General features: G+C 58.0%; 29 protein-coding genes. 14 read left to right on the forward strand and 15 right to left on the reverse strand.

The features are described from left to right. Positions 1–5: 5 nt before the first annotated feature. Complete coding sequence (locus DHN12_RS13755; protein WP_058273578.1) at positions 6–140, forward strand: aa3-type cytochrome c oxidase subunit IV; 135 nt, start codon at positions 6–8, stop codon at positions 138–140. A gap of 18 nt (positions 141–158) precedes the next feature. After that, entirely contained in the window at positions 159–791 is a 633-nt protein-coding gene (locus DHN12_RS13760; protein ID WP_108860860.1) for a hypothetical protein, read from the forward strand. Here the strand turns inward: DHN12_RS13760 and DHN12_RS13765 are convergent. Then, positions 780–1,112 carry an AzlD domain-containing protein gene (locus tag DHN12_RS13765; RefSeq protein WP_108860719.1) on the reverse strand — a complete coding sequence of 111 codons (333 nt, stop codon included), beginning with the start codon at positions 1,110–1,112 and terminating at the stop codon, positions 780–782. The genes DHN12_RS13760 and DHN12_RS13765 overlap by 12 nt on opposite strands. Further along, positions 1,109–1,825 (reverse strand): AzlC family ABC transporter permease, encoded by a 717-nt coding sequence (locus DHN12_RS13770; RefSeq protein WP_108860720.1) that lies wholly within the window; start codon positions 1,823–1,825, stop codon positions 1,109–1,111. Before DHN12_RS13770 ends, DHN12_RS13765 begins: the two co-directional genes overlap by 4 nt. Here DHN12_RS13770 and DHN12_RS13775 point away from each other — a divergent pair. From DHN12_RS13775 to glp, 5 genes are all read left to right on the forward strand, one after another. After that, positions 1,824–2,765, forward strand: coding sequence for a formate dehydrogenase accessory sulfurtransferase FdhD (locus DHN12_RS13775; protein WP_234416644.1), 942 nt, complete (start codon positions 1,824–1,826; stop codon positions 2,763–2,765). The two genes, DHN12_RS13770 and DHN12_RS13775, sit on opposite strands and share 2 nt — an antisense overlap. A gap of 110 nt (positions 2,766–2,875) precedes the next feature. Next, a complete protein-coding gene (locus DHN12_RS13780) occupies positions 2,876–3,829 on the forward strand; it encodes an AEC family transporter (protein ID WP_108860721.1) in 954 nt (317 codons plus the stop codon). Between the two features lie 59 nt (positions 3,830–3,888). After that, positions 3,889–4,533, forward strand: coding sequence for a molybdenum cofactor guanylyltransferase MobA (mobA, locus tag DHN12_RS13785; RefSeq protein ID WP_108860722.1), 645 nt, complete (start codon positions 3,889–3,891; stop codon positions 4,531–4,533). Further along, entirely contained in the window at positions 4,530–5,021 is a 492-nt protein-coding gene (gene mobB, locus DHN12_RS13790) for a molybdopterin-guanine dinucleotide biosynthesis protein B (RefSeq protein WP_108860723.1), read from the forward strand. The genes mobA and mobB overlap by 4 nt, the downstream gene beginning before the upstream one ends. After that, entirely contained in the window at positions 5,018–6,283 is a 1,266-nt protein-coding gene (gene glp, locus DHN12_RS13795; RefSeq protein WP_108860724.1) for a gephyrin-like molybdotransferase Glp, read from the forward strand. The genes mobB and glp overlap by 4 nt, the downstream gene beginning before the upstream one ends. On the opposite strand, the gene DHN12_RS13800 is transcribed toward glp, so the two are convergent. The 3 genes from DHN12_RS13800 to DHN12_RS13810 all read right to left on the reverse strand — a co-directional run bounded on the left by DHN12_RS13800 (position 6,284) and on the right by DHN12_RS13810 (position 8,383). After that, positions 6,284–7,276, reverse strand: a complete 993-nt coding sequence (locus DHN12_RS13800; protein WP_108860725.1) for a hypothetical protein — start codon at positions 7,274–7,276, stop codon at positions 6,284–6,286. A 14-nt stretch (positions 7,277–7,290) separates the two neighbouring features. Continuing rightward, complete coding sequence (greA, locus tag DHN12_RS13805; RefSeq protein WP_058278909.1) at positions 7,291–7,761, reverse strand: transcription elongation factor GreA; 471 nt, start codon at positions 7,759–7,761, stop codon at positions 7,291–7,293. Positions 7,762–8,002: 241 nt separating this feature from the next. Continuing rightward, positions 8,003–8,383, reverse strand: coding sequence for a VOC family protein (locus DHN12_RS13810; protein WP_108860726.1), 381 nt, complete (start codon positions 8,381–8,383; stop codon positions 8,003–8,005). A gap of 88 nt (positions 8,384–8,471) precedes the next feature. Here DHN12_RS13810 and soxR point away from each other — a divergent pair, with 88 nt between their 5' ends. The 4 genes from soxR (at position 8,472) to DHN12_RS13830 (ending at position 13,337) form a co-directional block, all read left to right on the forward strand. Beyond that, positions 8,472–8,927 (forward strand): redox-sensitive transcriptional activator SoxR, encoded by a 456-nt coding sequence (gene soxR / locus DHN12_RS13815; RefSeq protein ID WP_108860727.1) that lies wholly within the window; start codon positions 8,472–8,474, stop codon positions 8,925–8,927. A gap of 135 nt (positions 8,928–9,062) precedes the next feature. Next, positions 9,063–10,709: an electron transfer flavoprotein-ubiquinone oxidoreductase gene (locus tag DHN12_RS13820; protein WP_108860728.1), complete on the forward strand. Its 1,647-nt coding sequence runs from the start codon at positions 9,063–9,065 to the stop codon at positions 10,707–10,709. A 104-nt stretch (positions 10,710–10,813) separates the two neighbouring features. Beyond that, the gene (locus DHN12_RS13825; RefSeq protein WP_108860729.1) at positions 10,814–12,526 is read left to right on the forward strand and encodes a tetratricopeptide repeat protein; all 1,713 of its coding nucleotides are present in this window, start codon (positions 10,814–10,816) and stop codon (positions 12,524–12,526) included. Continuing rightward, the gene (locus tag DHN12_RS13830) at positions 12,516–13,337 is read left to right on the forward strand and encodes a 4-(cytidine 5'-diphospho)-2-C-methyl-D-erythritol kinase (protein ID WP_108860730.1); all 822 of its coding nucleotides are present in this window, start codon (positions 12,516–12,518) and stop codon (positions 13,335–13,337) included. The genes DHN12_RS13825 and DHN12_RS13830 overlap by 11 nt, the downstream gene beginning before the upstream one ends. Here DHN12_RS13830 and DHN12_RS13835 read toward each other — a convergent pair. After that, on the reverse strand, positions 13,330–14,328 hold the full coding sequence (locus DHN12_RS13835) for a polyprenyl synthetase family protein (RefSeq protein WP_108860731.1): 999 nt from the start codon (positions 14,326–14,328) through the stop codon (positions 13,330–13,332). The genes DHN12_RS13830 and DHN12_RS13835 overlap by 8 nt on opposite strands. A 56-nt stretch (positions 14,329–14,384) precedes the next feature. Between DHN12_RS13835 and DHN12_RS13840 the strand changes: the two genes are divergently transcribed. The 3 genes from DHN12_RS13840 (at position 14,385) to DHN12_RS13850 (ending at position 15,656) form a co-directional block, all read left to right on the forward strand. After that, positions 14,385–14,600, forward strand: a complete 216-nt coding sequence (locus DHN12_RS13840) for a DUF2007 domain-containing protein (protein ID WP_037316655.1) — start codon at positions 14,385–14,387, stop codon at positions 14,598–14,600. Further along, positions 14,597–15,370, forward strand: coding sequence for a tRNA1(Val) (adenine(37)-N6)-methyltransferase (locus DHN12_RS13845; protein WP_108860732.1), 774 nt, complete (start codon positions 14,597–14,599; stop codon positions 15,368–15,370). Before DHN12_RS13840 ends, DHN12_RS13845 begins: the two co-directional genes overlap by 4 nt. A gap of 121 nt (positions 15,371–15,491) precedes the next feature. Next, positions 15,492–15,656, forward strand: a complete 165-nt coding sequence (locus DHN12_RS13850; RefSeq protein ID WP_082649277.1) for a YdcH family protein — start codon at positions 15,492–15,494, stop codon at positions 15,654–15,656. Here the strand turns inward: DHN12_RS13850 and DHN12_RS13855 are convergent. The 9 genes from DHN12_RS13855 to DHN12_RS13900 form a co-directional block, all read right to left on the reverse strand. After that, positions 15,653–16,519, reverse strand: a complete 867-nt coding sequence (locus tag DHN12_RS13855) for a DMT family transporter (RefSeq protein ID WP_108860733.1) — start codon at positions 16,517–16,519, stop codon at positions 15,653–15,655. The genes DHN12_RS13850 and DHN12_RS13855 overlap by 4 nt on opposite strands. Further along, positions 16,516–17,463, reverse strand: a complete 948-nt coding sequence (locus tag DHN12_RS13860) for a transcriptional regulator GcvA (protein WP_108860862.1) — start codon at positions 17,461–17,463, stop codon at positions 16,516–16,518. Before DHN12_RS13860 ends, DHN12_RS13855 begins: the two co-directional genes overlap by 4 nt. Positions 17,464–17,766: 303 nt before the next feature. Further along, positions 17,767–18,489: an acetoacetyl-CoA reductase gene (gene phbB / locus DHN12_RS13865; RefSeq protein WP_108860734.1), complete on the reverse strand. Its 723-nt coding sequence runs from the start codon at positions 18,487–18,489 to the stop codon at positions 17,767–17,769. A 187-nt stretch (positions 18,490–18,676) separates the two neighbouring features. Beyond that, positions 18,677–19,852: an acetyl-CoA C-acetyltransferase gene (locus tag DHN12_RS13870; RefSeq protein ID WP_108860735.1), complete on the reverse strand. Its 1,176-nt coding sequence runs from the start codon at positions 19,850–19,852 to the stop codon at positions 18,677–18,679. 183 nt (positions 19,853–20,035) lie between these two features. After that, a complete protein-coding gene (locus DHN12_RS13875; RefSeq protein ID WP_108860736.1) occupies positions 20,036–20,869 on the reverse strand; it encodes an EAL domain-containing protein in 834 nt (277 codons plus the stop codon). 103 nt (positions 20,870–20,972) lie between these two features. Then, positions 20,973–21,161: a hypothetical protein gene (locus tag DHN12_RS13880; RefSeq protein WP_108860737.1), complete on the reverse strand. Its 189-nt coding sequence runs from the start codon at positions 21,159–21,161 to the stop codon at positions 20,973–20,975. A 90-nt stretch (positions 21,162–21,251) separates the two neighbouring features. After that, positions 21,252–22,223: a sterol desaturase family protein gene (locus tag DHN12_RS13885; RefSeq protein WP_108860738.1), complete on the reverse strand. Its 972-nt coding sequence runs from the start codon at positions 22,221–22,223 to the stop codon at positions 21,252–21,254. Beyond that, the gene (locus DHN12_RS13890) at positions 22,220–22,606 is read right to left on the reverse strand and encodes a hypothetical protein (protein ID WP_108860739.1); all 387 of its coding nucleotides are present in this window, start codon (positions 22,604–22,606) and stop codon (positions 22,220–22,222) included. Before DHN12_RS13890 ends, DHN12_RS13885 begins: the two co-directional genes overlap by 4 nt. Positions 22,607–22,666: 60 nt before the next feature. Then, entirely contained in the window at positions 22,667–22,996 is a 330-nt protein-coding gene (locus tag DHN12_RS13900) for a hypothetical protein (RefSeq protein WP_108860863.1), read from the reverse strand.

Here is a 22,996-nt window from a genome sequence, read left to right on the forward strand (position 1 = left end):
GACTCATGGCTGAACACAAGCACGGCGAAATGGATATCACTGTTCAAACCAAAACCTTTGATGGGTTCGTCAAAGCCACCACATGGTGTGTGGTTGCCATCGCCCTCCTTTGCCTGTTCCTGGCGGTCTTCGCCGCATAATCCAAAACGGGGTTGACCTTGATCCGGATTTTGATTGCCTGCCTGCTGGCAGCAACTGTTGCTGGCTGCACGGGATCGCAGCGTCCGCAAGCCGACCGGGCCGAGGTCGTTGCCCGATCCTATCGTGATCCGGGTCCCTCGACCCTGACGCTGTATACGATGATCAGCACGCGCACCGGGTCTGGTGCGCATACCTCATTGATGATCAGCGGCAGCGAGCGGGTGATCTTTGATCCTGCGGGGTCTTTCCGCGCAGATGTGGTTCCGATCAAGGACGACGTGCTGTACGGCATCACCCCTAATGCCGAGCGCGCCTATCGCAGCTCGCACGCGCGCGAAACGCATTATGCGCGTATCCAGACGATTCAGGTAAGCCCGCAACAGGCTGAGATTGCATTGCAACTAGCCAAACAATCCGGTCCGGTCGCTGGCGCCTATTGTGCGAATTCCACCGCGTCGCTGTTGAAGCAGGTTCCGGGGTTCGAACAGATCGACGTGACCTTTTTTCCGGTCAAGCTGTCAGATCAGTTCGGTCAGATCCCGGGTGTTGTGACAACGGAGTATCGTGAGAACGACGATGCCGACCTGCAAAAAGGCCTGGCCGCCAACAATGCGGCGTTGAACCAACAGGACGCTGTCTCAGCCCAGTAAATACAGCAAACCGTACAGGGTTGCGGCGCCGCTGAAGATCGCTGCCAGCACATTCTTTGTGATCACTCCAACACTCAGCGCAACCGCGGCGGCCGCCATTCGGGGAATGTCCGGTTGCCCCTCGGTCGCGGTCGGCCACACGACCAGCGGTGCAATCAGGGCAGGCAAGATGGCCACAGCAGTATAGCGCAAGTGGCGCAACAGCCAGGGAGGCATCGGGCGATCTCCGACGAGGCCGATAAAGACAAACCGCAAACTATAACTGCCAATGGCAAGTCCAATGATGATGGACCAGATCGTGACCGGATCAACAGCGGTCATGATGTGGCCTTTCTGCGTTCGGCGAACAATTCGGCCTGAGCACCGGCCATCATGCCAGCACATCCGGCAATCAGCAGGCCCAGATTGTATGGGATCCCAGCGGTCAACAAAGAAACGACAATGGCGACCAGCGCAGCCACCACGTGGGGCAGGGTACGCATCATTGGCCCGATCATTGCCAGAAATGTAATCGGCAAGGCAAAATCCAGCGCCCAGCTTTCGGGAATGCGTGTGCCAAGAACCGCGCCCAGATAAGTCGCAAATATCCATAACGGCGTGATGGGCGTGACCGAGCCCACGAAAAAGGCCATGCGTTGCGGGACGGTCATTTTGGGTTCTTTTTCAAACTGCACGATTGAGCAGGCATAGGATTGATCGACGGTCAGATAGGCGGCGAACGCCCGTTGCCACATCGGCGCAGCCCCCAAATAGGGGGTCAGTGACGCTGAATACATCGCCATCCGCAGGTTCACCGCCAGAGCAGAAACAAGAATAATGGCCGTCGGCGTCTGATCCTGCAGCAATTGCAGTGCGGCAAACTGCGCAGCACCCGCAAACACCGTGGACGTAAAGGCCATGGTTTGCACGATGTTCAACCCGGCCTCAGTCGCGAAAACGCCAAACAACGTGCCGAAAGGGATAGCGACAAAGATGAATGGGGTCCCGTCGCGAAAACCCTTCCAGTAGTATGACTTGGATGTGGTGTCTGCCATGGCTAAATCCTATGGTGATCCCCGCAGCAGTAGCCGTCTTGGGAAAGGGTTGCAATTGGCCACGGAACTGAACCTGTCAGACTACATCATCGCCCCCGATCCCGGTGCAGCCCGCCTGACCCGCGCAGTTGAAGGCGTGGACCAGAATGGACAGAACAGCCAGATCTCGGTGGTCGAGGAGCGCCCGCTGACGATTTTCCTCAACTCGCAAGAGATCGTGACCGCAATGACCATCGGGGACTATCCCGAATATCTGGCGCTGGGGTTCCTGCGCAATCAGGGGATGCTGCTGGTTGATGATAAGATCACGCGCGTCGATTACGATGAAGATCTGGAAACCGTAGTGGTGCGTACCGCGCGCGAGACCTCATATGAGGACAAACTGAAGAAAAAGACACGCACCAGCGGCTGTGCGGTCGGCACGGTGTTCGGTGACATGATGGAAGGATTGGAGGACGTGCGCCTGCCGCAGGTCTCGGTCCGCACCTCGTGTCTGTACGATCTGGCCGCCCAGATCAACCGCACCCCGTCGCTGTATCTTGAGGCCGGGGCGATCCACGGTACAGTGCTGTGTCACGAGAACCGCCCGTTGGTCTATATGGAAGACGTGGGCCGCCACAACGCGGTCGACAAGATCGCGGGTTGGATGCTGTCAGAAGGTGAGGGGGCCGAAGACAAAATCCTCTACACCACCGGACGCCTGACCTCGGAAATGGTGATCAAGACCGCGATGATGGGCATCCCGGTTCTGGCGTCTCGATCGGGCTTCACCGCATGGGGCGTAGAGATCGCTCGCGAAGTCGGACTGACATTGATCGGCCGTATGCGTGGGCAGCGCTTTGTATGTCTTTCAGGCGAAGACCGTCTGGTGCGCGATGTAGACCCGTCTACCGTTGCGGTTGAAGATAAGAAGCACAAAAGGAAAAGTTCCCAGTCCTGAAATCCGTGGGTGGCCAGTCGTTCTGAGAAAACTCTGCAAGTTCCAGAAGATATACACTAAGGTGGAGCAACTCAGAGTGGAATTTTAGATGGTTGCCACGTAGGGAAGCTATGGAATTAATCAGTTTGATTGCACCGGTCTTCGCGGTGATCTTGACGGGGTACGTGTTTTCTTGGACGAAACTTCTGGGTGAAGACACGTCAGAAGCTCTGGTGCAATTTGCGGTTTACGTCCTGATCCCCGCCATCATGTTTTACCTGATTGGTCAGGAGGAGTTTGAGAACCTTCTAAATTACGGTTTCTACGTGTCGTATGGCGGTACGATACTGGCTCTTTTTGCCGTCCTGTTCATCGGTTTGAAAACGCTGACGAGTTTTCAGGTCGGATCAGCAACCGTATTGGCCTTTGCTGGCGTTGCCTCGAACACAGCGTTGGTGGCGTTGCCCATCCTTCATTCGATTTTTGGGTCAAAGGGGGCGCTGCCGGCCGTATTGGCAAATCTGGTGGTCGCCATTCTGCTGTTGATCATGACCACCATTCTAGAAACCTCGGCCGGGCACAAGGCAAGCGCCAAGACGCCAATTTACAAGATCCTTCTTAATGTTTTGAAAAACCCGATAATCGCGGCAACGTTGTTGGGCGTTCTCTACTCTTTCACGGGTATTGGGTTTTCTGACGCCGTCTCGGATTATTTAGAGCTTATGAGCCAGGCGCTTGCAGCTGTTGCGCTGTTTGCGATCGGGTTTACCACAAGTGTTCGCACGATTGTTCAGACTGGACCGATGATCCTGTTTTTGACGGTAGTAAAACTTCTCGTTGTTCCGGGGGTGGTGCTGCTTGCTGGGCATTTGATTGGGCTGGATCCGCTTTGGATCATTGCGGCGACGGTTTCTGCAGCAGCGCCCACGGCGAAGAGCATCTTTTTGCTGGCCAAACATTATGATCAGGAGCCGCAGTTCGCCGCTCACACCGTGTCGGCGACCTCGTTCCTGGCGGTCGGGACTTTGATCCTGTGGCTGTTTGTCCTGCATCATCTGCATCCTACCGCGTTCCAATTGCATTGAGTTCGCTCTACAAAGTTGCGATCTATTGATCACTTGGACGCAAGCAACAAGGTGCAGCAATGAACACCCCTTTGGGCGTAATCCTCGCAGGCGGCCTCGCCACCCGTATGGGCGGCGGCGACAAGGGTCTGTTGCAGATCGGGGGCCAAAGCCTGCTGTCTCATGTCATTGACCGGTTTGGCCCGCAGGTCGATGGTCTGGCGCTGAACGCCAATGGCGACCCCGAGCGGTTCGCCGATCTGAACCTGCCGGTTCTGCCCGATACCATCGAAGGTTTCGCCGGGCCTCTGGCCGGCGTCCTGGCTGGACTCGACTGGGCTGCTAAGCAAGGCGCCGACAGCATAGTCACAGCCGCCGCCGACACGCCGTTTTTTCCACACGATCTTGTGGCGCGGCTGACCGACGCTGCCCAAGGGCAAACACATCCTCTGGTGCTGGCCACCACGTCGCGCACCGGGGATGAAGCTCTAAAGTCCGGCGGCGGCAAGCGGGTCAACAGGCATCCGACATTTGGGCTCTGGCCTGTCGCGCTGCGCGATGATCTGCGGGATGCCTTGAATGACGGGCTGCGCAAGGTTGTGCTGTGGACCGACAAACATGCTGGTCGTGAAGCTTTGTTTCCTGCGGAACCTTTCGATCCCTTCTTCAACGTCAACACGCCCGACGATTTGGCGCGAGCGCAAAAGCTGCTGGAGCGGGCATGAGGGTTTACGGCGTCACCGGCTGGAAAAACGCAGGCAAGACCGGCCTAGTGGAGCGGTTAGTGACCGAGATTACCGGGCGCGGCCTTTCAGTTTCGACGGTCAAACATGCCCATCACGCGGTCGATGTCGACCAGCCCGGCACCGACAGCCACCGCCATCGAGAAGCCGGCGCGTCCGAGGTGCTGTTGGCATCCGGCAAGCGCATTGCGGTTATGCAGGAACTGCGCGGCGCGCCCGAGCCGCCACTGGCTGACCTTCTGACGCGGCTGCTCCCGGTCGATCTCGTGTTGATCGAAGGGTTCAAACAAGAAAGTCACCCCAAGATCGAGGCGTTTCGCGCAGAGGCCGGCAATGCGTTGATGGCTGGGGAAAACAGTACGATCCGCGCCGTAGCCAGCGATACGCCCCTGCAGGTGCAGGTTCCGGTGTTTGATCTGAACAACACCGCTGCGGTCGCGGATTTCATCTTGAAAGAGGTCGGATTATGACGCCGCCAAACATCACGCCTCCGCCCCTGCGAAACGATTGTTTTGCCTTGCCTGCCGGGGTCAACTGGACACCTGTTGACGACGCGCTGGCCTTGTTGCGATCTCGGTTGACGGTGGTGACGTCGGTCGAAACCGCTCTGATCGGGCAGGCTGTGGGGCGGATACTGGCAGAAAACGTTTTTGCGAAACGTTCAAACCCGCCGCAACCGAACACGGCTGTGGATGGTTATGGGTTTTCCGGGGCTGCCCCCGAGGGTCCCCAAGTGATGCCGCTGCAGGATGGGCGCGCTGCGGCTGGTATTCCGTTTGATGGCACGGTGCCACATGGCATGGCGCTGCGCGTGTTGACCGGCGCAGCGCTGCCTGCCGGCGTGGATACTGTCATACTGGAAGAAGACGTGACCGTTCAGGATGGCCACATCGCCTTTCACGGCCCGCTGAAACAGGGCGCAAATACCCGCAAAGCTGGCGAAGACGTGGCCGAGGGCGATTTGGTTCTGCCTGCCGGGCGCAGATTGACCCCTGCTGACATGGCCCTTTTGTCGGCCACCGGGATATCCGAGGTCGCGGTACGCAAGACGCTGCGGGTTGCGGTGCTTTCAACCGGGGATGAACTGGTCGAGCCTGGAAACTCTGCCGGGCCCGGCCAAATATTTGACGCCAACCGTCCGATGCTGTTGTCGATGATCGCGCGGCTGGGCTATGAGCCGGTGGATATGGGGCGCGTTTCCGACGACCGGGAAGATCTGCGTGACAGGCTGGACAAGGCGTCGGAACAGGCCGACGTCATTCTGACCAGCGGCGGCGCGTCCGCCGGGGATGAGGATCACGTCTCGGCCCTGTTGCGAGAGGTCGGTGCGATGCAGGAGTGGCGCATTGCGCTAAAGCCCGGACGCCCCTTGGCGCTGGGTATGTGGAACGAAACGCCCGTATTTGGCCTGCCGGGTAATCCCGTCGCTGCCAAAGTCTGTACGTTGATCTTTGCCCGTCCTGCGCTGGGTCTGATGGCGGGCGAGGGCTGGTCTGAGCCGCAGGGGTTCGACCTGCCAGCCAATTTCGAGAAGCGCAAAAAACCGGGGCGACGCGAATATCTGCGCGCTCGTGTCCGCGATGGGCGGGTCGAGGTTTTTGCATCGGAAGGATCGGGTCGTATCAGCGGCCTTAGCTGGGCCGAGGGATTGGTCGAGATTCAGGATGGCGCATGTCACATTAGGCCGGGCGATCTGGTGCAGTTTATTCCCTATGGCAGCTTTGGGCTGTGATCAATCGAAGGTACCTGCGACACGCCCCAGCAGCATGAACGCACGGGCGGTTCTCGTGTCGCCCAAAGCGGTCAGGTCCGCGTCGCTGGCAATCGGTTCAAATTCAACAATCATGTGATCAAAGCGGCGTAGGAAATGGTGAACGGCGTCCCGGAATATCGGGTCCTGCTTCATCCGCGCTGCCGTCAGTGCCAGCGAAGACCGGTCCCTGATCCCGCCCAACGCGGCAACCGCGCGGCCACGCGCGCCCTGTGCGAACTGCCGCCAGATTTCGGGACGCGCCATATCCGGGCGCAGATCGTCCATATAGATGCCTTCCTGGCTCAGCAGTGTAAGCACATCCTGCGAAGCCTGCACCAGTTGGGCGGTCTTGCGATCCCGTAGCGCCAACCTAAGGGCGTCGAACCCTTCAGCATCATCCTGCGTTTCCGGGAAATTCAGCGCTCGAATGAAGGTATCGATCGTCAATGGCGGCGCGATATCTTCGGCCGGGGTGCCCAGTTCCAAAGATGTCTGATCGCCTGTGGCAACGGATGCTTCGCCGCGAACCGGCTCGGTCCGTTTCGACGAAAACGTCGCCAGCGCGGTTTCTGCTTTTTTGGCGGTCTCGGCGATTTCGTCCAGTTTTTTGCTGACACCGGGTTCTTGCAAGCTGGCGGCGCGCTGTTGCTGAATCACGTAAGCCTGACGGATCGCATCTATCGCGGTCTGCAGCCGGGCGCTTTCTTCGCGTATGACGCGACTGGCACGCATCGCCATAGCGGCGACCCAAATCATCGCCACCGGCATGAAAACAGCCAGCAGAGTCACGACGAATCCGCCGCCATCGACCTCGTCGGGAAGCACCAGAAACACAATCGACACAATCAGCCAAACCACGCTAAGCGCGACGGCAACGATCTCGATCTCGGTTACCGAAGGATGTGAAGGCTTATCATATATACCCAAAGGGGTCGGCCGTTCGGGATCTTGTTCGGGATTGGGCTCTGACATGGTCAAGGCTCCGGTTAGGCATACTCGATACTTAGAACTTCATAGGACCGCACACCGCCGGGGGTGCGTACTTCGACACTGTCGCCTTCTTCCTTGCCGATCAACGCCCGCGCGATGGGTGATTTGATATTCAGTAGGCCGTTTTCGATGTTGGCTTCGTATTCGCCAACAATCTGCCACGTCTTTTCTTCGTCAGTGTCTTCATCCACCAGGGTAACCTTGGCGCCAAATTTGATCGCGCCGTTCAGTTTGGCGGGGTCGATCACATCAGCCAGCGACAGGATGCCTTCCAACTCTTTGATGCGACCTTCGATGAAGCCCTGCTTTTCTCGGGCCGAATGATACTCGGCATTCTCTTTCAGGTCGCCCAGCTCGCGCGCTGTAGCAATGGCTTCGATGATCGCCGGGCGCTCGACGGATTTGAGGTTTTTGAGCTCCGCCCCAAGCGCGGCATTACCCGCAGGCGTCATTGGAATTTTTTCCATGTTCTTGTCGTCCACGCATAAATTGGTTCGCCCCGCCGCATGAGACACGCGTCGGGGCGATTTGATGGGTCGTCAATTAACTGACCCAAATGAGGCGTGAATTGCAAGGGGGCTTGGTCGCGCAACGCGCGGATTACGGCCTATGATGTTCGGGAAAAGTCTGAATCGCCAATACCCTGCGGCGTTTGTAGCTCTTGGGGCACTGGCGATGAAGAATCTATCAGGTGTTTCCCAGAACACTTTAATCGTAGCTAATCACTTCGAATTCGATGTCATTGTCGTCATTGAAATAGAACCGCCGACCCGGTTCATAATCAGCATGGGACTTGGGCGTGAAACCGGCGTCGATCACCTTTTTCTCGGTCGCGTCGATGTCTTCGACAAGAACACCCACATGGTTCAGCCCGCCCACGATGTCATAGCTGCTTTCCCCGGACGGTTGCGGATCGCTGGGCGCGTAAAGCGCCAGATAGGTGTGCTTGGAGCCCACGTGAACCGTGTAGCCGCCTGCAATTGCCGGGCCTTCCCAGCGTTTTTTCCAACCAAATACCTTGTGCATCCACGCAGCCGAGGCTTGCGGGTCGCGAACGGTGAAATTGGTGTGTTCAAGTGTCGCCATCATGGGATCTCCTTCGTGTTTTGAGGCTTGTCCCGACTCACTATAATTTCTAAACCTAACTTTAGATCAAGGGATTTTTCGGGAGGAAGTGATGGCGGCTTCGGAAGGGTTGGCAATTGGCGCATTGGCCCGGCGCACAGGCTTGGCCGTTTCGGCGATCCGGTACTATGAGGCGCAAGGTCTGATATCGCCCTGGCGCAATGCGGGAGGGCAGCGGCGATATCAGCGCGCAGATATCAGACGGCTGAGTTTTGTGATGATCGCACAGCAGTTCGGCCTGACTTTGCCCGAGATCCGCGAGGTCCTGTCTGGCCTGCCCGGAAATCGCACGCCAACACCGCAGGATTGGCAGGACATCAGCAAGGGGCTGAAGGCCCATCTGGACCAGCGAATCGATACCCTTACGCGTTTGCGCGACAATTTGGATGGCTGCATCGGCTGCGGATGTCTAAGCCTGCCGAAATGCGCCCTCTACAACCCGGATGACCGCGCAAAATCCAATGGTAGCGGTCCCAGGTACCTGATGGGGGACTCACCCGAGGCATAACTGCCGCATTGCAGCAAAGTTACGCCGTGTTTTGATTGACCAAGGTGTTTGCGACCATGTAATCAGCCGTGAAACAAAATTGCGCAGAGCATGCAGTGAAAGCGCCAATTCGGAAAGTTAGCTAGGGAGCCCGCGATGGCCGAGATTGAACGCGAAGCGATGGAATACGACGTGGTGATCGTGGGCGCAGGCCCCGCGGGCCTGTCGGCGGCCATCCGTCTGAAACAGCTGGATGCCGACCTGAACGTCGTGGTTCTGGAAAAGGGCTCGGAAGTGGGCGCGCATATCCTGTCGGGCGCGGTTCTAGACCCTTGCGGGCTGGACGCACTGATCCCGGACTGGAAAGAAAAAGGCGCGCCGCTGAACGTGCCGGTACATGAAGACAACTTCTACATGCTGGGCGAGGCGGGCAAGATTCGCATTCCCAACTTCCCAATGCCGCCGCTGATGAACAACCACGGCAACTACATTGTTTCGATGGGCAATGTCTGCCGCTGGATGGCTGAACAGGCGGAAGAGCTGGGCGTGGAAATCTTCCCCGGCATGGCGTGTTCGGAACTGGTTTATGGCGACAATGGCGAAGTCAAAGGCGTCGTCGCCGGTGTCTTCGGTCTAGAGCCTGATGGATCATACGGGCCGCAGACCGAGCCGGGCATGGAGCTGCATGGCAAATACGTCTTCCTGTCGGAAGGTGTGCGCGGTTCGCTGTCCAAGGAAGTGATCGCCAAGTATGATCTCTCTGCTGGCAAAGAGGTGCAGAAATACGGCGTGGGCATGAAAGAGATCTGGGAGATCGACCCGGCCAAGCACAAGGAAGGCTCGGTCACGCACACCATGGGTTGGCCGCTGGGCAGCAACGCGGGCGGCGGATCGTTCATCTATCACCTTGAAAACAATCAGGTCTATGTCGGTTTCGTGGTTCACCTGAACTACAAGAACCCGCATCTGTATCCGTACATGGAGTTCCAGCGCTTCAAGCATCACCCGATGGTGGCCGAGCTGCTGAAAGGCGGCAAGCGCGTCGCTTACGGTGCCCGTGCGATCACCGAGGGTGGTTATCAGTCTATGCCCAAGCTGGTTGCGCCGGGCGTGGCTCTGTTGGGCTGTTCCGCAGGTATGGTCAACGTGCCGCGCATTAAGGGCAACCACAACGCGATGTTGTCGGGCAAAGCGGCGGCTGAAGCGGCGTTTGACGCCATCAAGGCCGAGCGTTCGGGTGATGAACTGACCGCCTATGAAACCGACGTGCGCGAAGGTGCAATCGGCGCAGACCTGAAGAAGGTGCGCAACGTTAAGCCGCTGTGGTCGAAATACGGCCTGACTGCCAGCCTGATGCTGGGCGGTATGGACATGTGGACCAACACGCTGGGCTTTTCGCTGCTGGGCACGTTGAGTCACGGCAAGAACGATGCTGAATCGACCGAAGAGGCCAGCAAGCACAAGCCCATCGATTATCCAAAGCCCGATGGCAAGCTGTCCTTTGACCGTCTGACCAACGTGTCCTTTGCGATGACCAACCATGAGGAAAGCCAGCCTTGCCACCTGATGCTGGCCGATCCGGAAATCCCGGTCAAAGTAAACCTGCCCAAGTTCGACGAACCGGCGCAGCGCTATTGCCCTGCCGGTGTGTACGAGATGGTCGAGGATGAAGATGGCGCGCGATTCGTCATTAATTTCCAGAACTGCGTCCACTGCAAAACCTGCGACATCAAGGACCCCAGTCAGAACATCACCTGGACCACGCCGCAGGGCGGGGATGGACCCAACTATCCCAACATGTAAGCGAAAACATGGGCAATGGCGGGGTCGTGAAGGCTCTGCCATTGCCTCTTTCCGGTCAAAGCCCTAGCTTGTCGTCCAATCAACGATAGCAAGGCAGGATTTTGGTGGCTTCCCTCGTTCGTCGCGCGGCATTTGCCGCGCTGTTAACCTCGTCATTTGCATTCCCGGCGCTGTCGGATTCTGCCTCTGGGTCGTATCTGGCCGGGCGTCAGGCGATTTATCAAAGCGACTATGTTTCTGCCGAGAAATATTATGCGCAGGCCCTGCGCGCCGACCCCGAAAATGGCAAACTTCTGGAAAACGTCGTCGTAGCGCGTCTTGCATTGGGTGAGATTGAGAGCGCGCTGCCGGTTGCGCAGTCAATTGAGGCGCTCGAACTGCCAAGTCAGGCGGCAAAGATGGTCATCATGGCCAACCTGATCGACGACGGAAAGCTGGATGAGCTGCTTGCACGTGATCCTGAAACCCAAGGCGTTGGGCCATTAGTAGATGGTTTGGTTCTGGGTTGGGTTTATGTGGCGCAAGGTGCCATGACCAAAGCGATGGAAAAGTTCGAGGAAGTCGGCACCCAGGAGGGGCTTCTGGAATTCGCGCTTTACCACAAGGCGTTGGCGCTGGCGTCGATTGGTGACTTCGAAGGGGCCGAAGAGATTTTTGCGGCAAACAACGGAGCGGTGTCGCGGTTCTCGCGCCGTGCAGCCTTGGCCCGGACCGAAGTATTGTCGCAGCTGGACCGCAACGAAGACGCCCTGCAATATCTGGAAGACGTTTTTGCGGCGGGTAGCGACCCATCCATTGAAGGTTACGTGGCGCGTTTGAAGGCGGGTGAAACCTTGCCGTTTACACACATACAGTCGGCGCAGGACGGTATGGCCGAGGTTTTCTTTTCTGTTGGTGCCGCGCTCAGTAGCGAGGCGTCCCAGGACTATGTGCTTCTCTATGCCCGGATTGCCGCGTTCCTGCGCCCGGACCACGTGGACGCGATCCTTCTGAGTGCCGAATTGCTGGATGCGCTGGAACAATATGACCTGGCTGTCGAAGCCTATCGAATGGTGCCGTCGACCAGCAGCGATTACCACGCGGCCGAGTTGGGCCGGGCCGAAGTTCTGAGCCGTTCGGGGAAAACGGATGCAGCGGCCGAAGTTCTGCAGAACCTCGCGGAACAAAGCCCCAGCCTGCCCAGTGTGCATGTGGCCCTAGCTGATCTGCAAAGACGGCAAGAAAACTATGTCGATGCCGTTGGGACCTATGACACTGCTATCGAACTGACCGAGCAGGGTGTCAGCGGCAACTGGTTTCTTTACTACGCCCGCGGTATCTCGCATGAGCGTCTCAAGCACTGGGAAGCGGCTGAGGCCGATTTCCGTCGTGCGCTGGAACTGAACCCCGATCAGCCACAGGTTCTGAACTATTTGGGCTATTCGCTGGTCGAACGGCAGGAAAAGCTGGACGAAGCACTGAACATGATCGAACGCGCTGTCGCGGCGCGCCCTGACAGCGGCTATATTGTCGACAGTCTTGGGTGGGTTCTGTTCCGACTGGGCCGCTACGACGAAGCAGTCGCGCATATGGAGCGTGCGGTCGAACTGATGCCGGTTGATCCTGTAGTAAATGACCACCTTGGCGATGTATATTGGGCTGTGGGCCGCGCGCGTGAAGCTGAATTCCAGTGGAAGCGTGCTCTGTCCTTTGTTGACCCTGACGACACGGATGGCGAGGCCGACCCCGAACGCATTCGTCGTAAGATTGAGGTGGGCCTGGACGCGGTCTTGGCCGAAGAAGGCGCCGATCCATTGAAAGTCGCCAATGGCAATTGAGGGTTTCGCGCCCGCCAAGATCAACCTGACCCTGCATGTGACCGGCCGACGCGATGATGGGTATCATCTGCTGGACTCTCTTGTGGTGTTTGCGGATGTCGGTGACACGCTGGAATTCACGCCGTGGCCGGAGCTGTCGATGTCAATCGCCGGTGAACAGGCCAAGGGCGTTCCGGCGGACGACAGAAATCTGGTCTGGAAAGCCGCCGTCGCCGCTGGATGGACCGGGCATATCAACCTTAACAAAGCGTTGCCCCACGGTGGCGGCATTGGCGGCGGATCATCCGACGCCGCGGCGACACTGCGAATAATCGCAGATCAGGGTGTGGCTATCCCCAGCGAAACTGCCCTGACCCTTGGTGCGGATGTACCGGTTTGCATGGTGGCCAAGGCTACCCGGATGCGCGGCATCGGCGAACGGTTGCAACCGGTGTCATTGCCGCAATTGCCAACGCTTTTGGTCAATCCCGGTGTTGAAGTTCCAACGGGAGCTGTATTCTCTGCCCTGCAGAGCCGTGACAACCCGCCAATGCCTGATGATATTCCGGTCTTTGAAACGCCTGAGGCATGCGCGGATTGGCTGCGGGAACAACGCAATGACTTGGAGCCACCGACAAAGAGTATCGCACCCGAGGTTGCCCGGGTGCTGGATGATCTGTCGGATACGAAAGATGTTCTGCTGGCTCGGATGTCAGGCTCGGGTTCGACCTGTTTTGCGCTCTACCCAACCATGAAAGCCGCCCATTTCGCAGCCTACGAGATTGGCGCGGCGCACCCCGATTGGTGGTGCCGCGCCACGCAGCTTAATTGAGGCGCGAAACCACGTAGTCGGCCAGATCGCGCAGCAACGATCGGATCTCGTGATCGGGCAGCGCGTCCAGCGCGGTCTTGGCTTTGGTGGCCCAGCCAAACGCATCCGACCGTGTTGCGTCCAGCGTGCCGTATTTGTTCATCAGGCTCAGCGCATGGTCCAGATCACCGTCTTCCTGACGGCCTCGACCAATTGTACGCTCCCAAAAGGCGTGCTCTTCCGGGGTGGCCTGTGCGATGGCCTTGATGACAGGCAAGGTCAATTTGCGCTCGCGGAAGTCGTCACCGACATTCTTTCCGGTCGCCTTGCTGTCCCCCTGATAATCCAGCAGGTCATCGGCAATTTGGAACGCAATTCCCAGCGCATCGCCGTATTCGTATAGCGCCTTAACCTGATCCTCAGCCGCGCCAGCAATCACGCCGCCTACCTCGGTTGCAGCGGAGAACAGCGCGGCGGTCTTACCGCGCACGACCTGCAGGTAAATGGCCTCGGTAGTGCCCAGATCGGTGGCTGCGGTCATCTGCAGCACTTCGCCCTCGGCGATGGTGGCAGAGGCATTGGCCAGAATGTCCAGCACACGCAGCGACCCGGTCTCAACCATCAGCTGGAAACTGCGTGAAAACAGGTAGTCGCCTACAAGAACGCTGGATTTATTGTCCCACAACAGGTTCGCTGTGGGACGGCCACGCCGCTGGGCGCTTTCATCAACGACATCGTCATGCAACAGGGTCGCGGTATGAATAAACTCGACTGTCGCAGCCAGACGCACGTGATGATCACCCGGATAGTCAAACATCCGGGCCGCCGCCAGCGTCAGCATTGGGCGCAGACGCTTGCCGCCTGCTTCAACCAGATGCGCAGTCACTTCCGGGATGCGCGGTGCGTGTTCCGAGGCCATGCGCGTGCGGATCAACTGGTTTACGGCGTCCATTTCGCCGTCCAGAATCTCTGCCAGTCGCTCATGTGGTTTCGAGATCGTGTCGATGTTCATCACTCTCCTGATACAAGGCTCGACTTCCGCCTTGCCTTGCCCTTACATCCATCCCCATGAAAGAACTTTTGCGCAGCACCGATCCGACGATTCTGGCCTTTGCTTCTGCCCTTCTTGAGGGCGAGGATATAGACTGCTTTCAGATGGACGTAAATATGAGCATCCTCGAAGGAGGCATAGGAATCTTTCCGCGCCGCCTGATGGTGCGAGCCGATGACCTGACCCGTGCAGAACGGGTAATGCGTGACAATGAAATCCCGCTGGGCAGATGAACCTGTTTTCCGATAGTGAATTGACCCAAAATGATTTTCTGGGCGGGCGTGTGCGTTTGTTGCAGCCGCGCGCAGGATATCGCGCGGGGGTTGACCCGGTTCTGCTGGCGGCGGCGGTCCCGGCGACACGTGGTCACACCGTGTTGGAACTGGGCTGTGGCGCGGGTGCCGCGATCCTTTGCCTGCTGGCCCGCGTGCCGGGTCTGCAGGCCGTTGGGGTCGAGTTACAGGCAAGCTATGCAGAATTGGCACGCCGAAACGCTGCGGAAAATGCCGCGCCGCTAGAGGTTGTCGAGGCTGATCTCAGTGCATTGCCAGCCACGCTCAAACAGCGGCAATTCGATCATGTGATCGCAAACCCACCTTATTACCGTGCTGGCGCGCATAGCCCGGCCGATGACCCGGGGCGTAGAATTGCGTTGGGCGAGCAAACGCCTTTGGAGACATGGGTTGAATGCGCGGCCAAGCGCCTCGCGCCCCGCGGGTACTTGCACATGATCAAGAAAGCCAACCGTCTTCCAGACATGTTGATGGCGTGCGAAGGGCGGCTGGGATCGGTCGAAATCCTGCCACTGGCCGCCAGAGCCGGTCGCAAGGCCGAACTGGTGATTTTACGGGCCAGAAAGGGTGGGCGAGCTGATTTTAAGTTGCATGCGCCAGTCGTTTTACACGACGGGGATCGGCACGAACGTGATGGGGAAAGCTATACGCCACAGGTCTCAGACGTTTTGCGCAAAGGGACCTCGTTGCCGGGGTTTTCTGATCAATAGGCATTAACCAGCCGAATTTGTCGGATTTATTACAGATTCTGTGCGTCTGCGGCGTGACAGGCTGGAAACGATGTGGTCAACTTCTTACGTGAACCTGAGACACCAACGAAGGAGTATCGCCATGAGCGTGAGCGCACATCTGACCGAACTGAAGAAAAAGCACGAAACTCTCGGTCTTGAAGTTGAACAAGCCCAACGCGCGCCAGGTATCGATGATCTCCATATCGCTCAACTCAAAAAACAAAAACTAAGGCTAAAAGAAGAGATCGAACGCCTGTCAGCCTAGGTTTTCATACTCGCCCGCGCGGCAATGGCCGCGCCGCCAGTAATCAATAGGGCCGCGATCGCCAGACCCCAGGACGGGGCGGCGATCCCGGCCACAACCAAAGCTAGCGTAGACAACAAGGGTGCCGCGTACGACGCCGTCCCCAAGAGTTGTATGTCGCCTTGCTTGACCCCAATATCCCAGACATAGAACGCCAACCCCACCGGCCCCAGGCCCAGTGCGATCACGGACGTCCAGCTAAGGGCACTGTCAGGCCAGACGGTATCTTCGACAGCAAGGTGCAGCACACCGGATGCTATGGCGGTCGCAATGCAGAACACGGCGACAGAGCTGGTTGGTGTGTCGCCCAGCCGACGCGACAGGACCGAGTATCCGGACCATGTCAGCGCGCATAACAAGGCCAAGGCGTAGCCGGGCAGGTGGTCGGTCTGAAACCCAGTGCTGCCACCTCCGGCGATGATCACGGCGGCCCCTGCAAACCCAAGGCACGCGCCGAACAAATGTCCAATGCGCAGGTGTTCGCCCGGCAAAAGTCCGGAGAACAATACGATGAGCAATGGCCAGAGATATGCGATCAGACCAGCCTCGGCCGCCGGGGCCATGCGCAGGGCGGAGAAATATAGCGCGTGATAGCCGAACAACCCGATTGTGCCGAACAGATAGGTGGTCCACGGCACGTCACGCAATTGCTGCAACCCACCGCTGCGCCAAGTCCAGATCAGGCCAAGTGTTCCACCAATCGAAAAGCAGATTGCATTCAGCAACAGTGGCGGCGTGGGGGATGACCCGACTGTGAACAAGGCCAGCAGCGACCACAGCAAGACGGCGGCAAACCCGATGGCTGTAGCGCGCGATTTGGTCATGGGCTTATAACTTCTTCAACCGGGATAATGTTGAATTCGTCTGAGATATGCGCGGTCTTTTCAATCTCGGCCATGAACCAGTCGCGGAAAGCGGCGATTTGGGGTCTGTTTTCTGCTCCTGGCAAGCACAGAAACCGAAATCGGCCTTGTGTTTCGATAGCCGTTTTGAACGGAGCAACAAGACGACCCTCGGTCAGATCCTTCAAGATCATCGCCCGGCGACCGAGCACCACGCCAACGCCCGCAACCGCAGCATCAATTGCGTGGTCTGCGTTCGAAAAATGCGCCCCATGGGTTGGGGCATATTCCACTCCGACCGCGCGGAACCAGGTTGGCCAATCGCTGGGCGGTTGCAGGAACGCAATCGAATCGTCAAAAATCAGTGGTGCGTCCCTCAGGCTGTCGGGGGTGGGGAATTGCTCAGCCAGATCTGGTGTCATCACCGGGGTCAGCCATTCCTTGCGAACCGGCAGGGAATACAATCCTTCATCCCCACCGTAGCCAAATCGAATGGCGACATCCACGTCATCACGTTCAAGATCCATGATCCGCAACGTTGCCGAGAATTTCAGGTCAATCTCGGGATGCGCCCGTGCAAATTCATACAGGCGCGGTGCCAGCCACTTGGCTGTCAGCGCCGGGCCTGCTGTCACGGTCAGCGAGGTATCGTTGCCATGCCGGCGCGCAGCTTGCCACGCCATCTGCAGTGCGGCGAATCCTTCGGCCGCGCCGGGGGCAAGGGCGCGTCCGGCCTCGGTCAGCTCAACCGCGCGGTTCAATCGGTGAAACAAGGGCCGGCCCAGATGCTCCTCCAGTGATTTGATCTGGAAAGACAGGGCTGCCGGGGTCACGCGCAACTCCTCTGCGGCTTTGGCAAAGGACATGTGGCGTGCTGCGGCGTCGAAGGCACGCAGGGCGGTTAGCGGAGGAAGGTAATCGCTCATCAATACGCAAGAATATCTTAACTGAAACCCAAAGAAAGCTCGTTTGTCGCCTTTCTTGATAAGGCGCATATTGGGTTCAAGTCAAACATAGCTGAACTGAAAGGATGACTGCCATGATCGAAATGACGACTAACCCCGCAGCTGCCCGCGCCTTTCAGCGGGCCCATGCTGAACGTGGCAAGATGATCAAACACGCCCTTATGTGGCTATTCGGTTCCCGCTGAGCGCAGCGCGCGCGTTCTTACGGGATAAAAAAGGGCCGGTCCGCAATGGACCGGCCCGTTGTCTTTTCTGCGGCTCAGATCAGACGAAGAATTGCGCACCGTTGGCCGAGATGGTCGAGCCATTGATGAACTGAGAATCGTCGGATGCCAGGAACGCCACGCAGCGCGCGATTTCCTCAGGCTCACCCAGACGGCCAGCCGGGATTTGCGCGATGATCGATTCGCGCACTTTCTCAGGTACCGCCATAACCATGTCGGTGCCGATATAGCCCGGGCAGATGGCGTTGGCGGTGATGCCTGCGCGTGCGCCTTCTTGCGCCAGCGACTTCACAATCCCCAGATCGCCCGCTTTGGTCGCGGCATAGTTCACCTGAGCAAACTGACCCTTCTGACCATTGATCGAGCTGATGACGATGACGCGGCCAAACTTACGCTCGCGCATACCGTTCCAGACAGGGTGCACGGTGTTGAACACGCCGGTCAGGTTGGTGTCGATGACCTGGTGCCACTGTTCGGGGGTCATCTTGTGGAAAGGTGCGTCGCGAGTGATGCCCGCGTTTGCAACCACGATGTCGATCGCGCCAACCTCGGCTTCGACTTTTTCAATTCCGGCTTTGGATTCGTCATAATCAGCGACGTTCCACTTGTAGGTGGCGATGCTGGTCTCTTCGGTGAACTTCGCGGCGGCTTCGTCGTTCCCCGCATAGGTGGCTGCAACATTGTACCCTTCGGCCTTGAGCGCCTTGGAAATTGCTGCGCCGATGCCGCGGGAGCCGCCGGTAACGAGTGCTGTACGTGCCATTTAGGAATCCTCCAATTAAAGTCGTCTTGGTAATGCTGTTACTTTGAGAGGTGATCGTGCGCAATATTGTTTCGTCATGATTTTCTAAATTCCGCGTGGCAATATCGTCGCATCTTTGGGTTAAGGCCCCAATGTAACAAAAAAGGGCGCCCAAGGGACGCCCTTTTCTATTCGCTTGTCAAAGCACTTAGTCGCGCTCCACGCACAGGGCGACGCCCATGCCGCCGCCGATGCAGAGAGTGGCGAGACCTTTCTTCGCGTCGCGGCGTTTCATTTCGAAGAGCAGCGTGTTCAGAACGCGGCAGCCCGAAGCGCCGATCGGGTGACCGATGGCAATGGCGCCGCCGTTCACGTTCACGATCGACGGATCCCAGCCCATGTCCTTATTCACGGCGCAGGCCTGTGCGGCAAACGCTTCGTTCGCCTCGACCAGATCCAGATCGTCAACGGACCAGCCCGCTTTTTCCAGCGCTTTGCGCGAAGCGTAGATCGGGCCTACGCCCATGATCGACGGGTCCAGACCGGCGGTTGCATAGGATGCGATACGGCCCAGTGGCTCGATTCCGCGCTTTTTAGCATTTTCGGCGGACATTAGCAGGGTCGCCGCCGCGCCGTCATTCAGGCCGGATGCGTTTGCGGCCGTGACCGAACCGTCCTTTGCGAAGGCCGGACGCAGCTTTGCCATCGCTTCCATGGTGGCGCCGTGGCGGATGTATTCGTCAGCGTCCATCACGATGTCGCCCTTGCGGGTCTTGATGGTGAAGGGCGTGATTTCGTCGGCGAACTTGCCAGCCTTTTGCGCGGCTTCAGCCTTGTTCTGCGACGCGACGGCGAATTCGTCCTGCATGTCACGGCTGATTTGCCATTTCTCGGCGACGTTTTCAGCGGTCTGGCCCATGTGATAGCCATTGAACGCATCCCACAGACCATCGCGGATCATCGTGTCGATGTATTTCATGTCGCCCATCTTTTGACCGGCACGCAAAGCGGCGGCGTGGGGCGAAAGAGTCATGTTCTCTTGTCCACCGGCAGCAACGATCTCGGCGTCGCCCAGTTGGATGTGCTGAGCACCCAGAGCCACGGCGCGCAGGCCCGAGCCGCAAACCTGATTGATACCCCAGGCTGCGCTTTCCTGCGGCAGACCAGCGTTGATATGTGCCTGACGGGCGGGGTTCTGACCCTGAGCTGCCGTCAGCACCTGTCCCAGTATGGTTTCGCTGACTTCGCCCTTTTCCACACCTGCGCGTTCTACTACAGCCTCCAGTACGGCGGCCCCAAGATCATGCGCGGGTGTGTTTGCAAACGAGCCGCCAAAGCTGCCCACTCCGGTGCGCGCGGCGGATGCGATTACTACGTTGGTCATTTAGACAATCCTTTACCGTCAAGGTCCTGCGGGATATTCGACGGCGCGGATCGCACAGAGACAACTCTGTGGCAGTAAGAGCGCCTCATGTTCCCCGCTCCAACTCCACATGGCATAGCGCAACGCTGCAGTTGCAGCAACGGTCAGCTTGCCTCAGGTCGGGCGTGGACCGGATAAATCACTCTAACTGGCTGTATGTTTGCGCTTTTCCGCCTTCCACGGGGCGGAAACGGTAGGGGCGCCAAACAGGAACCCCTGCAGGCAGTCGACGCCGTTGGCAATTAGGAATTCGGCATCCTTCTGTGTTTCGACTGATTCGGCGGTCACCAGAATCTCGAATTCTCGCGCCACGGCGATCAGGGCCCGTACCAACGCCTGATTGTCCCGGTTTTCGCCGATTCCGTGGATGAACTGGCCGTCGATCTTGGCGGCATCAAAGAAAAACTCGCGAAAATTGCGAAAGCTGAAATTGCTGGCCCCAAAATCATCAAGCGCAAAGGCGATGCCGCGTGGCTGCAGCCGGTCCATGAAATCGATCACCAGTTCAGGCACCGTCATGGCCGAGCTTTCTGAGATTTCCAAAATCAGCCTTTCGCCGATATTGGCATCTTTCTTCAAAAACCGCTCCAGCACACGTGACCATCGCGCGTAACCGATCGAACGGGCTGACATGTTGATGGACAGGCGAATGTCGGGGTTTTTGGTCAGCGTCCGCAATCCCATTTCAAGCGCGACACAGTCCAGCTCGCGCCCGATTGGAGTGTTTTCCAGTTGTGGCATGAACTCGCGCGCGGGGATGACCCGACCGGTTTCATCCAGCACTCTGATGAACCCTTCATAGAAAGCGACGTCATGCGGCCTGTTCGCTTGCATCACAGGTTGAAAGGCCAGTTTGCACTGTTTGTGCTTCACCGCCTCGGTCGCCATCTCGATCGTGGAAGCATCGCGAGATTTGACAGCCGCGTTCAAGGGGCTGTCCCCACCTTCGGGCAAATCTGCCAGTACCTTGTTCCGCATATGCAACCCGTTTCCTTTAACGCCGCCGGTCCGATGACGATTTCAGAGGAAAGGTATGAATCTGCGGTTAAGACAAACGCAATTGATGGAGTTCAAGCTTGGGTCAACGAGTCGTTTCCCAGATGCGTCCCAGCGATGCAAAGCCACCGACCAGCGCACCCATGAAACCCAAAAGCATCATGCCAAAGCCCAACGCGACAATCCCGGTCGCACCGCCAGCCAGAGCCGTCAACATTGCCAGCACCACTCCGGTAAGACCCATAACGGTGGAAAGGGTTGTCAGTCTGGTCATGTTGCCTCCGGTTACTCGCACTGCACACATCGATTGGATATGGGACGCGAGGGCCGGATTTCAAGAATCAGGTCGGATAGGTCGGCGGTATCAGGCCTGTTTTGCCTGCGTATTGGGCTGTTTGGTGTCGAATTGTTCGAATCCGGGCGTTCCACGATCTTCCGGGTGGCGGTCCAGATGCTTGGCCTTGATCTGTTCGGAATTGTCCCGGCTGCCATCATGGCTGTAGCCCGGGGGTGCAAAGCAATAAGCCAGTCGCTGACGTATTGTCAGGCCAGGTTGTGTCGCGTCGCGCCAAATTCCAACCCATTCGTGAAAGGCCACGCGCAGCGGGTTGAAGGTGCCGATATTGTGCACAAGCCCATAGTCGACGCGGTCATCTTCCTGTTCGGGGACAAATGTTCCGAACATCTTGTCCCAGATGATGAAAACGCCAGCATAGTTGCAATCCAGATAACGCGCGTTGCGACCGTGATGGGCGCGGTGGTGGCTGGGCGTGTTCATCACCGCCTCGAACCAGCGGGGCATCTTGCCTATGGCTTCGGTATGAATCCAGAACTGGTAGATCAGGTTCAGACCACCGACGAACAGTACCATCGCCGGATGGAAACCTAGTAGGATCAAAGGCGCGCGAACTAACATCATGAAGGTAAACGTATAGGTCCATGTCTGACGCAGGGCGGTGGTCAGGTTGTAGTGTTGCGAGCTGTGGTGGTTCACGTGGCTGGCCCAGACCCAACGAATGCGGTGACCAAAGCGGTGCACCCAGTAGTAGCGGAAATCATCCAGCACAAAACACAGAAGGATAACGGGGATAGAGGTGCCCAGGTTCAGCGGCGTGATCTGCCACAGCCACATGAAGAATGCATAGGCGATGAACCCCAACAGAAAGCCGGACGCGATGTTGCCAGCCCCCATGATCAGCGATGTGACAGCGTCCCGCGTCTCATAGCGGCCACCGCGTCCTTTGACGGCGATCCACAGAAACTCGGCCAGAATGGCAGCTATGAAAAAGGGGACGGCCCATTGCACGGCGTCCGGGAAAGTCACGTGGTCGGTCATGCGGGCTCCATCAGGTGCTGCCAGTGGCGGCGTTCGCGTTCATCAAGGTGGATTATGGCCTTGGGCGTTGCGAAGTCGTGGAATTGAACCTGGAACCCTTGCGGGTGATCCAGCAGATCAAAGTCCAGCAGGTGCCGGGCCACGGTGTCTGCACCGAAAGACCACAGCAGACCATTTCCTGTTTCGGTTCGGATCAGGGCCGCGTGCCCGTCATGTGCAACGGTGACATCGATGATCGAATCATCCGGCGCATGGCGCAGCCATTCTGACCACGCCAATTCGGGCGATAGCACGCGCAATCTGGATCTACCTGTCAGGTGCAGCAACAGGGTTATCCCGGCGATGCCTCCGACCACCAGAACCAATAGAATATCAAGCGGCATTCCGTCCTCCTGCGAGGCAGAGTGCAAAGCGGCAGGCAGGCTGTCAAAGGTGGCGTCGCGTCAGCTATGTTCCAGACTGTCCAGAACCTCATACTGGACAACTCGCTGGACAAACGGCACCAACCCCTCCGACCCCGAGGCGCGATCCTTTAGGTGGATACAGATATCGGGCCTGCGCGCCGCGATGATGCCCACCATCTCGCCGCGCATCCTGTCATCAAGACCGGCACCCATGATCGCGCAGGCGATGCGCGGCTCTTCGTCCAGCTGCCGTTTGACTTCTTCCTGATCATGCGCGCCAAGCCATTGGATCGGAAGGTGATCCAATTGACGCGCAACATCACCGATCACGTTGGGCAATTTTCCAATCAACAGAACTACCGGTTTCAT

This window comes from Ruegeria sp. Alg231-54, assembly GCF_900143525.1.
Classification (GTDB): Bacteria; Pseudomonadota; Alphaproteobacteria; order Rhodobacterales; family Rhodobacteraceae; genus Ruegeria.

What these genes read in the sequence shown, in the direction of transcription:
- DHN12_RS13755 (WP_058273578.1), top strand. Translation starts at nt 6, where the DNA reads ATGGCTGAACACAAGCACGGCGAAATGGATATCACTGTTCAAACCAAA.
- DHN12_RS13765 (WP_108860719.1), bottom strand. Translation starts at nt 1,112, where the DNA reads ATGACCGCTGTTGATCCGGTCACGATCTGGTCCATCATCATTGGACTT.
- DHN12_RS13775 (WP_234416644.1), top strand. Translation starts at nt 1,824, where the DNA reads ATGGCTAAATCCTATGGTGATCCCCGCAGCAGTAGCCGTCTTGGGAAA.
- DHN12_RS13770 (WP_108860720.1), bottom strand. Translation starts at nt 1,825, where the DNA reads ATGGCAGACACCACATCCAAGTCATACTACTGGAAGGGTTTTCGCGAC.
- DHN12_RS13780 (WP_108860721.1), top strand. Translation starts at nt 2,876, where the DNA reads ATGGAATTAATCAGTTTGATTGCACCGGTCTTCGCGGTGATCTTGACG.
- mobA (WP_108860722.1), top strand. Translation starts at nt 3,889, where the DNA reads ATGAACACCCCTTTGGGCGTAATCCTCGCAGGCGGCCTCGCCACCCGT.
- mobB (WP_108860723.1), top strand. Translation starts at nt 4,530, where the DNA reads ATGAGGGTTTACGGCGTCACCGGCTGGAAAAACGCAGGCAAGACCGGC.
- glp (WP_108860724.1), top strand. Translation starts at nt 5,018, where the DNA reads ATGACGCCGCCAAACATCACGCCTCCGCCCCTGCGAAACGATTGTTTT.
- DHN12_RS13800 (WP_108860725.1), bottom strand. Translation starts at nt 7,276, where the DNA reads ATGTCAGAGCCCAATCCCGAACAAGATCCCGAACGGCCGACCCCTTTG.
- greA (WP_058278909.1), bottom strand. Translation starts at nt 7,761, where the DNA reads ATGGAAAAAATTCCAATGACGCCTGCGGGTAATGCCGCGCTTGGGGCG.
- DHN12_RS13810 (WP_108860726.1), bottom strand. Translation starts at nt 8,383, where the DNA reads ATGATGGCGACACTTGAACACACCAATTTCACCGTTCGCGACCCGCAA.
- soxR (WP_108860727.1), top strand. Translation starts at nt 8,472, where the DNA reads ATGGCGGCTTCGGAAGGGTTGGCAATTGGCGCATTGGCCCGGCGCACA.
- DHN12_RS13820 (WP_108860728.1), top strand. Translation starts at nt 9,063, where the DNA reads ATGGCCGAGATTGAACGCGAAGCGATGGAATACGACGTGGTGATCGTG.
- DHN12_RS13830 (WP_108860730.1), top strand. Translation starts at nt 12,516, where the DNA reads ATGGCAATTGAGGGTTTCGCGCCCGCCAAGATCAACCTGACCCTGCAT.
- DHN12_RS13835 (WP_108860731.1), bottom strand. Translation starts at nt 14,328, where the DNA reads ATGAACATCGACACGATCTCGAAACCACATGAGCGACTGGCAGAGATT.
- DHN12_RS13840 (WP_037316655.1), top strand. Translation starts at nt 14,385, where the DNA reads ATGAAAGAACTTTTGCGCAGCACCGATCCGACGATTCTGGCCTTTGCT.
- DHN12_RS13845 (WP_108860732.1), top strand. Translation starts at nt 14,597, where the DNA reads ATGAACCTGTTTTCCGATAGTGAATTGACCCAAAATGATTTTCTGGGC.
- DHN12_RS13850 (WP_082649277.1), top strand. Translation starts at nt 15,492, where the DNA reads ATGAGCGTGAGCGCACATCTGACCGAACTGAAGAAAAAGCACGAAACT.
- DHN12_RS13855 (WP_108860733.1), bottom strand. Translation starts at nt 16,519, where the DNA reads ATGACCAAATCGCGCGCTACAGCCATCGGGTTTGCCGCCGTCTTGCTG.
- DHN12_RS13860 (WP_108860862.1), bottom strand. Translation starts at nt 17,463, where the DNA reads ATGAGCGATTACCTTCCTCCGCTAACCGCCCTGCGTGCCTTCGACGCC.
- phbB (WP_108860734.1), bottom strand. Translation starts at nt 18,489, where the DNA reads ATGGCACGTACAGCACTCGTTACCGGCGGCTCCCGCGGCATCGGCGCA.
- DHN12_RS13870 (WP_108860735.1), bottom strand. Translation starts at nt 19,852, where the DNA reads ATGACCAACGTAGTAATCGCATCCGCCGCGCGCACCGGAGTGGGCAGC.
- DHN12_RS13875 (WP_108860736.1), bottom strand. Translation starts at nt 20,869, where the DNA reads ATGCGGAACAAGGTACTGGCAGATTTGCCCGAAGGTGGGGACAGCCCC.
- DHN12_RS13880 (WP_108860737.1), bottom strand. Translation starts at nt 21,161, where the DNA reads ATGACCAGACTGACAACCCTTTCCACCGTTATGGGTCTTACCGGAGTG.
- DHN12_RS13885 (WP_108860738.1), bottom strand. Translation starts at nt 22,223, where the DNA reads ATGACCGACCACGTGACTTTCCCGGACGCCGTGCAATGGGCCGTCCCC.
- DHN12_RS13890 (WP_108860739.1), bottom strand. Translation starts at nt 22,606, where the DNA reads ATGCCGCTTGATATTCTATTGGTTCTGGTGGTCGGAGGCATCGCCGGG.
- DHN12_RS13900 (WP_108860863.1), bottom strand. Translation starts at nt 22,996, where the DNA reads ATGAAACCGGTAGTTCTGTTGATTGGAAAATTGCCCAACGTGATCGGT.